The sequence below is a fragment of the Bacillus sp. CCNWLW194 genome (assembly GCF_037120585.1).
Lineage (GTDB): Bacteria > Bacillota > Bacilli > Bacillales > Bacillaceae_G > Bacillus_A > Bacillus_A basilensis.
This window is the reverse complement of sequence record NZ_JBBBBL010000004.1, coordinates 401,370-410,424: the sequence shown is the minus strand read 5'-3', so window position 1 is coordinate 410,424 and position 9,055 is coordinate 401,370. Positions and strand designations below refer to the sequence as shown.

Below are 9,055 nucleotides of genomic sequence, written 5' to 3'. Positions count from 1 at the left end.
TATTCATCCTCTCTGATATATCTAATCTATTAAAATTATAAACATAATCATTTGCTATAGTCAATTAATAAACTTAATAAACTTAATTAAGTAAAGTATTCTTGATATTAATAATTGTTTCAAAGATGCGTTTTCTAATAAAAAAGACCTTTTCTATGAATATAGAAAGGGTTTTTTACCAAAAAATTCATGCCGTTATTTGGCTGGAAGAAGAGTATATGACGGCATATTCTTTTTTTGTGTAAAGATATTCATATCGAGCGTTGGTAACTGCACCGATTAAGGAAAGGGTATTGCCACCTTTGTATTTTTCCTTGCTCTTGATATTAGACGTTTTCGGTAGTACTGTTCCTTCTATATGGACAGTTGTATATCCATTATCTTTCCTTACAATAACGTGTACACCATCCCAATTCGAAATCTCTGAATGCATTTTGTAAACGGAAGCATGTTCTGATTTACTGAGTAAATGAATCAAATCAACCATTTTTATTCTCCTTTTTTTCAGAATCCTTATTTTTATATACAAAGAAAAATGCAAGAATGCAAAGCCACCATAGGAATATAGCAACTGCATAACTCTTTACAGCATCTTTGAAGTTAGAAGCTCCAAGCATAAGATTGATACCTGATTTTTCTTTCATAGTTCGTGCAAAAATCATAGATAATAAAAATAAAAACCCTGCCAGTAAATATAATTTTCCGATAAACACCAACATAAATATCCATCTCCTTTCCTATTAAACCCATCCACCACGTTTAGACATGCAGATGAATACAAATAAACAAAGCCACCATAAGAAAATAGCGAGTGCATAACATTTTATTGCATCCAGGTAAGTGTCTTCTCCGATTTTAAAATCAGGTTTTTCCTTATCTCTAATAGCCTTTGTAAATATCATTCCAAATGTAAAAATAATTCCTAAGGATATATATATGATGCAAATTAGTTTAAATAATTCCATTTCAATCACCTGCTTTCATATTTTTTTAAAGCCATCTACCACGACTCTGTGCAATAATGGCACAAGCAATGGCGATAGGCCATGCAAAAATGGAAATGCAATAGACTTGTATAATATCCACGAGTTTTGTTTCGCCAAATGTAAAATCTGGTTTTTCTCTATGACTAATGGAATTAAGGATAATACCTACTAATGGAGTTAGACATCCAATTAATAGATAAGTTTTTGCAATGAAAAAGAATGTATCCATATACATCACCTACTTTCTATTCTTCGTTTAGCTTTTTCATAAATCATGTCAAATCTCATTTTCGCCAGTCTTCTCTGTGCAATAGGGATATTAATATTATTTATTATATGTAGATTACGTTCTAATGATTTTATTTCTTCAATTGATACGTAAACCTTATTTGTCATATCCATCCTCTACACTTTCAGGTACTCGTTTAATATCCATATAAAACGTTCCTAAGAGTGGGTCTTTCGAAATAATATAGACTCTTGTTCCCGCATATGTCACGTTTTTAATGGATTCATTATCTCTCAATAAATCGGATATTTCTTCTGCTAAATAAGACCGATGATAAAGAGAGTTAATAGATAAGAACTCGCTTTTTGTAATTCGAGAATCTTCACGGTGATTAATTTTTTTAAATAAAATAGAATCATCCTCATACGAAATATTTAATACCTCTGCCCATTGTTTAGGAGTCAAGATAATAGGGGAAGAGGGTATATCTGTCCCTGAATTTGTGACATTCACTTTCTTTTTACCTAAAATAGATTTTAAAAATCGAAACATCAGAACCAACGCCTTTCCATCAAATACAAAACCCCTCCGAAACATAAACCTATATACTTAAATATTTTTTTCTTAAATTGAATTTATTTAAATAAAACATAAAGAAACCATTTACATAAAAACAATATAAATAAAAAACGGTTTTTGTTATTTCTGGATAAATTAATATCCTTATAAATAGATTACTATTTTTCGTTGACTATTGTCAATTTAATTTAGGTCATAGAAATAAAAAAGTCCTTCACATAAAAAGGTGAAAGACTCATTGAATAATTTATAGTAAATGTTAGTTCGTAAGAAAAGACCCTTTATAAAAAGAGTCTTTTCTTACGAACTTGTGGTAGATTGTATTTTCGTAGCCCAGAAGTTTAATACGTTTTTATGAACACTTTCATACAAATTATAGCATTTTTAATGAGCGACATTCAACAATATTTCCTTTATATATAAAGTGCCTTTATTCTGAAATTATTTCTTTTTCGTATTGAAATTTGATGATTGCATTTCTTTCAAAAATGCAGGTAAAATACAACTCCATATAATATGCTCCTATTCAAGGATTTCAGTATATAATGCTTCAACTTTTTCAAGATGTTCTTTATCCATAATACGACCAGTCTTATTAAGGCGAATAAAATATTCTAATTTCTGTTTTTCTGTTAGTTCGTTTTGACTTTCGGCTAATGAAATGGAGTAGTTCGCAAAATGATTCTGGTCCCGTTGTGTTAATTGGCTAAAGTACTTTCCTCTGTAAGTGAATCTATCTTCAAAAAACTCTTGTAATGCAGATAGCCGTTGTTTTCCATCTAACACTTCATACATATCGCCTTCGTATCCTTTAAAAACAAGAACGAATTTACCAATTTCAATGTGATTAAAAATGCTATCAATTAAAGATTCTTTGTCTTCTTGAGACCATACATAATCTCTTTGATAAAAAGGTGATGTATCAATACCTAAATGGTATAACTTGTGAAGAAGAGAATTGATAGTTACTTGAAAAAAATCCAAACGAACATTATCTTCTTTAACAAAATTCGTTGCAGATTCATCAGGAATAGCTCTTACCTTCATCCACTCAAACCAAGCGATTCTCTCTGTATATTTATGTTCTCCTCCAACTCTAAAACTTTTCTGATAAGAAATTTCATAAAAACGACCATCATCGTAAACAGCTTCTACTTTTGCATTTCTTAAATGACTAACATTTACGGTATCTCCAATTCTATGTTGATAAGTAGGAGTGGGAGTGAATGGCCGACCTGTTCTAAGCTTATGTAGCTCTATTTCTCTTATTTCTTCAATTGTTAATGGTTTGCTTTCTTCTGTTTTTCGAGTTTTTCTTGGCATGTTTATCACTCTTTTCTTTACTAATTAACTAAGTAGTATCCTTAGTGCAAATACCTCCAAAACTTTTTCTGGTGTATCTGGGTTGCAAGGCACAAAAACTTTATATTTCTCATTTTTAAAAATAATATTTACATATTTTCCGTACATGTTATCTCCTTGTATCTATCTGTAAAATCTAAGGTGATTATCACCGATAGTTCTGTTTGTCACTTTATATTTATGATATAATCATTAAAAACTATAGTCAATAAATTTGTATATAATAGTAAAAAATAAATTACTGAAATTAGAGAGAATGGAGAGGTATTCTTTATGAATGAAAATCAAGCAAAAGCAAAAGAGTATATTAGGAAACTATCAAAAGGATTAGTAAAATCTTTTTGCTATACGATATTGGTGAAAAGATTTAATCTATCAACGCAAGAAGCCATTGAAGTATGTGAAGAGCTTGTATATGAGGGATTATTGGTTCAGAAGAATGATATTTTATGCTATGAATGTTATCGAGTAATGGACTCGTATGTAGAAGGTGAAAAATCAAAGATTTCATTTCCCTATGATTGTGATTTATGTGGATTTGAACATGAAGAAATAGAGGATGCTTTAGAAAAATCGGATTCTTATCAGTTTGTCAAAAAGGGGGCGTGAGAGATGAAAGAGTTTGCATTTGATAAAGAAAAAGAAATTGCATTAGCTGAACAATTAGGTCTTACAGTGAAGTTGAATTCGGATACGCCTGGTATTTACTGTAATGGTAAAGAAGTGAATGTAAAAGAGATATTCCCTGAATTAAGGAAATCAGAAGAAGATAAGTGTCTAATTTTATCAGAAGATGAAGCGGTAAAACATCAATCAGAATGGGAATACCCTGTTCTAATTCGCATTGCAGATAAAGATGGGGATTTACCTCCACTGGATAATCAAAATCAATACAAAGGGATATTAGAACTCTGTTTCTATGATTTACGAATAACAGAAAAAGAATGGAGAGATAGAGAGTTGGAACAATATCCTATTTTTACAGATTTACAAGCATATCAGTTATTTTCATTCGTTAGGCAACATAAGGGGGCGGATTCCTTTGTAATTCATTGTGGAGCAGGGGTAAGTAGAAGTCCTGCAATTGCAATTGGTGTAGCAATATATTTGGGGGATACGGATTTGGAAAAAAGGATTATGGACAGCAATAGATATTCTCCTAATCAACATGTATTAGATGTGATAAATAAGAAAATGGATGAAACTATGTTATGAAGATAACTTCAGAAATAAATTTTATTTGAGGTATTTTCTAAAACGATTAAGAGGTGCTAAACATGACAACAAGCATAAATAAAAACAAATTAAGAGAAGTTGGAGAGGGATTTTTCCCGATTAGTAGTAAATTGCATGTACCTATTTTTGTGAGCCAACAAAACAAAGTAATTATACGAGATAAAACAGGTGTATATATAAATCAATTTCTTCCGTTTCCTACAAACTTACTGGTTGGTTCTGGAAAGAAGTGTACTTTAAACTGTATAGGTAAATCTTCAGATTATGAATGCGTACTTAATTGAAGAAGTTAATAAACAAACAATGCTCTTTCTGTTGATTATGATATAATAATGTAAAATTTAACAATTCAGGAGGTCTATATGAATAAAGATGAGAATGTAGAGTTAAGTAAGATTATAGAGAAATATCAATATGAGAAAAGCATTCGCAAACATGCAGAGAAATATTTTGATTATTATCAAAGAAGTAATATTCACAGTAAAATTAAGACCAATGATGATGTGTTATTGGAGAAAAAAGGGATTGAACATAGACTGCAAAGTTATAAAGAAGTATATCCTCTTGTTGCCGAAGACATCGCTGATATGGAACGGTCATTAGCACTATATGAAATTGCAATAGGGAAGGTAATCCAATGTCCTTCGAAATTCTCTTTTACTGGACAAGAATTATTAGATTTAATTTCAAATATATCAGTATATGAAAAAGAAATTGCAGGTTTTCGTATGAAACGTGCTTATCATGATTAACAACAGATTAGAAGAGACCTACTCAGGTCTCTTTTTATTTTCTATAAATTAATGGTTTCAGTGCAAAAATCGTTTATTCCAGGACATTTTATTTGTGCTTAGAGCGACTACACGAGTTGTTAGAGCGGAAAAAAGTTATAACATTCCTCTTCTATTTATATTATTAACTAAAGTCAATAATTAAGAAGGGGGAATTAACATGAAAAATAATAGTTTATTTGTTGGAACTGATAAGGAGAAGAAAAAGAAAGTCTTTTTAAAAGAATCGAGTAGAGGACTTAACACCTTGATTGTAGGCAGTGTAGGTACTGGAATATCAGGGATGTTTCACATACCAATGATAAAACAAGATATAGAACAAAAGAATCATGGTGTCACAGTCTTTGATAACCAAGGGGATGTAGCAAAGGTTGCTTATACATTAGCGAAAAGTAATCGAAGAAACGTGATTTATTTTAGTCCCTACCTTAAAAATGTGAAATTTAACCCATTAAGGGGAGAAGAAGAATTCGTTATTAATCTAATAAAAAAAATAGTGAAATGGGAAGGGAGAGATACCCCTAAATTTTTCTTAGACACACATGAACGTATATTAGAAGCATCTATCAAAATTCTAAACAAAATTTTTGATAATCATATTACATTGCAAGAATTAAGTGATTTTGTTAACAATACAAATAGAAAAGGAAAAGAATTATTTGATTTATATTGCTCATTAGAGGATGCTGATAGTCTTACTGTATTGTGTATTGGAAAATATTTTGAAGAAGGCAGTAAATCATTTGAGCATAATAGTGGATTGAGAATGATGTTGTCTCGCTTAACATCAAACGCTAAAGTTTCTCACATTTTTAATACGAAGGAAAAAGGTGAGTTTGAGGAAATTGATTTTGTTAAACACATCAAAAACAAAGAAGTTGTTATCTTTAATTTGGAAGGGTATTCATTAGATAAGGATATTGCGAGAATGCTCCCACAATTAATATCTGGTGTATATAAACAAGCATGTATTTGTAACAAACGAAATAATGGAAAGAATAACAATAATTTGTACGTTAAAGATTTAAATGCTTGGATGAATGGCTTTGAGGATTTCTTTTCAATTAATTATGCAATGGATGTTTCAATTATTGCCGATATCCAAAGTCTGTCATTACTAAAAATGAATGTTTCTGATTATGAGAATTACTTAATTGCTAATTTTAAAAATTTCATTTTGATGCCAGGTCTAAATCCTCAGGATATAAATGTATTCAAAGAATATTTTGTAATGGGTAATGAAATTCCTAAACTATATTTGTTAGAGCATGGTGAATTCTTCTTTTATCATTTCAATGATGAAGTTCCAGGGTTTGTAGAAAAAAGATTTTGTAAAGGAAGCCTTTTATCAAAGGAAGACCATGTTTTTATTGATAAACGTTGGAAACGATACAAAAGGGAATTTGAGAAATTAGAAAAAGGAATTGCTCATTTATAGAGCAATTCCTTTTGTATGTTTTAGATGATAATTTATTTATTATTCTTCTTATAATTTTTAATAGAAGCTATCATGTTCTCCCAATGTTCAGTATGTAGTTCATCGCTTTCAATGGATTTATTTCTTTCTATTTTGTAGTTATTCTCTTTTACTTCATTTAACAACAGAATTAAATCATTAATGTCTTGTTTATTTAGAATCATAGGTCTTGAATTTTTGAATAGGCAGAAACTGCCGTCAGTTAGGTCATGAATAGATAATCCTTTCTCAGATGAATCATTTAATGATAAATATCCATTTCCTTTTTTAATTTCATTCATAAGTAGCACTCCTATAGATAAATAATTTATTTCTATTATTATAGCATGTGTGTATGAATTTGAGTTCTACAACAAAAAAGCGTAATAAAAAGAACCTTTCTATAAAAGGAAGGTTCCCAATGTTTTATTAACTCTTTAGCTTTGAATAACTTTCTGAAATTTATCAATACTACAATCGCTACACCACTCTAAATCAGCACTTTTGGAAGTCGCCAATTTGAAGCATCTCTTTTTCCAATTGTAATTGAATTCGAAGGCAAATCCCACACGGTTACCATCTGTAACAATTTCCTCTTCTTTTATATCAGTTGTCAGCCTATACATCCCTGTTATTATTGCACGATTAATACTATCTTTTTGTTCTCTTGTATAAGAATTATATGTATCCCACATAGTTACATACTCTGTATCATGCATTTTACGTTTAGATGGTGTTTCGCAGTCCATGTAGTATTTTACGGCAAGCTCACCTTCTGGAAATTTATCTCTGTTTATTTTATGCAGTACCCACACAACAACTTTCTCATGTTCTGGTAAAATTACTGGTACATTCAATTCTTTTTTCATTTTATTCGCTCCTTCATTGTATAAATCTCTTATCCTATGCTTCTTCTTTTAAAGTGTACTTCGATAAATCAATATCTACTTTATTCCCATTTTTATCTTCAACCCATTCGCCTCTATAGTAACAATTTTTCATATTTTCAATGATTTCATCAATAGAATCAAATGGCATAGATTTTTTGTAAGTTCCCTCATCTCCCCATTTTGGTGTGTTAATCCAACATAATGAGTAAGAATTTTTCATAATAAAACACTCCTTGTAATTATATTTTTTAAAAATACCAGATATGTAAACTCTTTTTATTATAGACTGTTTAGTACTTTATATTAATATTAATTGATATATAAAAGCTACACTGAATACAAAGATAGAGAGCATGAGAGCTCTCTAATCAGAAGGTTTTATTTCAGGAACAACGGCCACTTCAACATCAATTTCAAAAATTACATAATTCCCTCCATCTGCTCCACGAATGACTTCTCCAATTACAAATGGACGATTTTCAGTAGGAAATGAATATTGACGAGTATAGTTGTTACCATCTTGTTTGTATACTGCTACTGTTCTTTCTGTGACCATATCGAATCACCTCTTTCTTTTTTATTAGTAAAAATAGTTTCTATTTCTTATACGCATTTCGTAATCGTTTTACGCTATATTTCTATTCGTTTTATTAATCTAATATTATCTTTGCCAAATCAGATATTCGAATTACATAGGGTAGGGATTGAATCATTTCTTTATCTTTTTGATTATCAATATCTACTCGCCATAAATATAAAGACTTGGTGTATTGAATTTTGTTAAAGAACCATCCTTGCTCATTTAAAAACGAAATAAATTGATTCTCTTGTTGTAAATCAATCTCAACTTTCAAACTAATTTCTGCTTGGGAAGGGTCATTCACTTTACGCCACCTTACAACCTTTTTTTGATTGTCAGAGTATGCCCATTTAACCAATAATTCCTGTTGAATAGAAAGGATAGACGTTTCTAACTCACGCATATTTTTAGATGTAATTTTTTCGTCATGGAATTTACCGCATCCATCAAAAAATCTAATTTTTGTTTGCATTCTATTTTTCACTCCTGAATAAACGTATTACACACTCAAAATAGAGAGCCATGATTACAATATTTTTGACCGTTAATCGAATTTGAACTTTTAATTTTTATAGATTTAGTTTATCATTATTTATATACTATAGTCAATGAAATAAGAGGTGTTTTGATTGGTTAGAATGAGTGATAAAAGTAGGTTGAAATTCATTTTTAAGTCCTATATGAAAGACAAGGGCATCGGATTGTCAATCATATTTGGAGCCGTTATAACGATACTCCTCATACAAATATATACAAACACAACGGATTGGGTAATGATGACAATGCTTATATCAATTTTAAGTATTGGTTTCGTTATTGGGTTTGTTCATTGTTATAAGATAATTTCGCCTATGATTGACGATTATGAAAAACGTATGTATTTAAAAGAAAAGTATCCAGATTTATTATACAAATTCAACAAAATTAACTAAGAGGGAGATGTGCA

At 30.1% G+C, this 9,055-nt stretch carries 17 protein-coding genes; 6 read left to right on the top strand and 11 right to left on the bottom strand.

Features of this window, described 5'->3' with window-relative positions:
* Positions 1 to 187 precede the first annotated feature (187 nt).
* From V7S50_RS12265 to V7S50_RS12240, 6 genes are all read right to left on the bottom strand, one after another.
* Positions 188 to 487, bottom strand: a complete 300-nt coding sequence (locus V7S50_RS12265; protein WP_098297346.1) for a hypothetical protein — start codon at positions 485 to 487, stop codon at positions 188 to 190.
* Complete coding sequence (locus tag V7S50_RS12260; RefSeq protein ID WP_000959892.1) at positions 480 to 719, bottom strand: hypothetical protein; 240 nt, start codon at positions 717 to 719, stop codon at positions 480 to 482. The genes V7S50_RS12265 and V7S50_RS12260 overlap by 8 nt, the downstream gene beginning before the upstream one ends.
* A 21-nt stretch (positions 720 to 740) precedes the next feature.
* The gene (locus V7S50_RS12255) at positions 741 to 965 is read right to left on the bottom strand and encodes a hypothetical protein (RefSeq protein ID WP_000418552.1); all 225 of its coding nucleotides are present in this window, start codon (positions 963 to 965) and stop codon (positions 741 to 743) included.
* A gap of 25 nt (positions 966 to 990) precedes the next feature.
* Complete coding sequence (locus V7S50_RS12250; protein WP_260857530.1) at positions 991 to 1,215, bottom strand: hypothetical protein; 225 nt, start codon at positions 1,213 to 1,215, stop codon at positions 991 to 993.
* A 156-nt stretch (positions 1,216 to 1,371) separates the two neighbouring features.
* The gene (locus tag V7S50_RS12245) at positions 1,372 to 1,767 is read right to left on the bottom strand and encodes a hypothetical protein (protein ID WP_098297351.1); all 396 of its coding nucleotides are present in this window, start codon (positions 1,765 to 1,767) and stop codon (positions 1,372 to 1,374) included.
* A 549-nt stretch (positions 1,768 to 2,316) separates the two neighbouring features.
* Positions 2,317 to 3,117 carry a DUF262 domain-containing protein gene (locus V7S50_RS12240; RefSeq protein ID WP_336376288.1) on the bottom strand — a complete coding sequence of 267 codons (801 nt, stop codon included), beginning with the start codon at positions 3,115 to 3,117 and terminating at the stop codon, positions 2,317 to 2,319.
* Positions 3,118 to 3,429: 312 nt separating this feature from the next.
* On the opposite strand from V7S50_RS12240, the gene V7S50_RS12235 reads away from it, so the two are divergent.
* The 5 genes from V7S50_RS12235 to V7S50_RS12215 all read left to right on the top strand — a co-directional run bounded on the left by V7S50_RS12235 (position 3,430) and on the right by V7S50_RS12215 (position 6,621).
* Entirely contained in the window at positions 3,430 to 3,765 is a 336-nt protein-coding gene (locus V7S50_RS12235) for a hypothetical protein (RefSeq protein WP_336376289.1), read from the top strand.
* A gap of 3 nt (positions 3,766 to 3,768) precedes the next feature.
* A complete protein-coding gene (locus V7S50_RS12230) occupies positions 3,769 to 4,371 on the top strand; it encodes a hypothetical protein (RefSeq protein ID WP_336376290.1) in 603 nt (200 codons plus the stop codon).
* Positions 4,372 to 4,433: 62 nt separating this feature from the next.
* On the top strand, positions 4,434 to 4,676 hold the full coding sequence (locus V7S50_RS12225; RefSeq protein WP_336376291.1) for a hypothetical protein: 243 nt from the start codon (positions 4,434 to 4,436) through the stop codon (positions 4,674 to 4,676).
* A gap of 78 nt (positions 4,677 to 4,754) precedes the next feature.
* Positions 4,755 to 5,144 (top strand): hypothetical protein, encoded by a 390-nt coding sequence (locus V7S50_RS12220; protein WP_336376292.1) that lies wholly within the window; start codon positions 4,755 to 4,757, stop codon positions 5,142 to 5,144.
* A 199-nt stretch (positions 5,145 to 5,343) separates the two neighbouring features.
* Entirely contained in the window at positions 5,344 to 6,621 is a 1,278-nt protein-coding gene (locus V7S50_RS12215; RefSeq protein WP_336376293.1) for a conjugal transfer protein TraG, read from the top strand.
* Between the two features lie 32 nt (positions 6,622 to 6,653).
* On the opposite strand, the gene V7S50_RS12210 is transcribed toward V7S50_RS12215, so the two are convergent.
* The 5 genes from V7S50_RS12210 to V7S50_RS12190 all read right to left on the bottom strand — a co-directional run bounded on the left by V7S50_RS12210 (position 6,654) and on the right by V7S50_RS12190 (position 8,581).
* Positions 6,654 to 6,941 carry a hypothetical protein gene (locus V7S50_RS12210; protein ID WP_277517505.1) on the bottom strand — a complete coding sequence of 96 codons (288 nt, stop codon included), beginning with the start codon at positions 6,939 to 6,941 and terminating at the stop codon, positions 6,654 to 6,656.
* 135 nt (positions 6,942 to 7,076) lie between these two features.
* Complete coding sequence (locus V7S50_RS12205) at positions 7,077 to 7,508, bottom strand: hypothetical protein (RefSeq protein ID WP_098368580.1); 432 nt, start codon at positions 7,506 to 7,508, stop codon at positions 7,077 to 7,079.
* 34 nt (positions 7,509 to 7,542) lie between these two features.
* Positions 7,543 to 7,749 (bottom strand): hypothetical protein, encoded by a 207-nt coding sequence (locus V7S50_RS12200; protein WP_242306454.1) that lies wholly within the window; start codon positions 7,747 to 7,749, stop codon positions 7,543 to 7,545.
* Positions 7,750 to 7,893: 144 nt separating this feature from the next.
* On the bottom strand, positions 7,894 to 8,085 hold the full coding sequence (locus V7S50_RS12195; RefSeq protein WP_336376294.1) for a hypothetical protein: 192 nt from the start codon (positions 8,083 to 8,085) through the stop codon (positions 7,894 to 7,896).
* A 94-nt stretch (positions 8,086 to 8,179) separates the two neighbouring features.
* A complete protein-coding gene (locus tag V7S50_RS12190) occupies positions 8,180 to 8,581 on the bottom strand; it encodes a hypothetical protein (protein ID WP_336376295.1) in 402 nt (133 codons plus the stop codon).
* A gap of 166 nt (positions 8,582 to 8,747) precedes the next feature.
* Between V7S50_RS12190 and V7S50_RS12185 the strand changes: the two genes are divergently transcribed.
* Complete coding sequence (locus V7S50_RS12185) at positions 8,748 to 9,041, top strand: hypothetical protein (protein WP_336376904.1); 294 nt, start codon at positions 8,748 to 8,750, stop codon at positions 9,039 to 9,041.
* Positions 9,042 to 9,055 lie beyond the last annotated feature (14 nt).